This window comes from Rhizohabitans arisaemae (genome assembly GCF_025996515.1).
Taxonomy (GTDB): Bacteria; Actinomycetota; Actinomycetes; order Streptosporangiales; family Streptosporangiaceae; genus Rhizohabitans; species Rhizohabitans arisaemae.
Genome location: NZ_BLRH01000037.1, coordinates 1 through 665 on the forward strand (window position 1 = coordinate 1; position 665 = coordinate 665).

1 protein-coding gene is annotated in these 665 nt (G+C 74.7%); it reads left to right on the forward strand.

The genetic code is table 11. From position 1 onward, the window contains the following. Positions 1-665, forward strand: a 665-nt coding sequence (locus tag RUR_RS26505) for a thiopeptide-type bacteriocin biosynthesis protein (RefSeq protein ID WP_283137921.1), incomplete at both ends; no start/stop codon positions are given.

The window sequence follows — 665 nt, forward strand, 5'->3', positions numbered from 1 at the left end:
GTTCTGGACGGCCCGGATGGCAGGCACGTCCTCGAACTCGTCATCCCGCTGCGACGCCGAACCGCCCCCGCCCCCACGACGCCGGCCGCGCCGGTCCGGCCGCGCCGGCTCGGGCACGGCCTGTACCTGCCGGGCAGCGAGTGGCTGTCGGTGGCGATCCCCTGCCCGCCATCCTGCCAGGACCAGGTCCTGGCCGTCCTCGGCGACGTCGCCCAGGACGCGGCCGGGCTCGTCAACCAGTGGTTCTGGCTCCGCTACCGCAACGAGCGGCACGGCCCGCACCTTCGCGCACGCTTCCACGGCGACCCCGCCGCGCTCACCGCGACGGTCCTGCCCAACCTCGCACAGCGATGCGCCGACCTCGTCACCGGCAGGCTGGCCAGCGGCATGCACGTCGAACCCTACGATCAGGAGATCGAGCGGTACGGCGGCGACCAGGCGATCAGCCTGGCCGAAGCCGTGTTCAGCGCGGACAGCTCGCTGGTGCTCACCACGGTGGCCGCAGCCCGCGACGACGACACCTTGATCACCATCGCGGCCCTGTCCGCCGCCTCGATCGCCCAGGCGGTCGCCGACAGCACCCGGGCCGCTGTGGACGTCGGGGGCCTGGACCGGCCCGCCCGCCGCCGCGCCACCCGGCTGCGCCCGCTCACCAGGAACGCCGC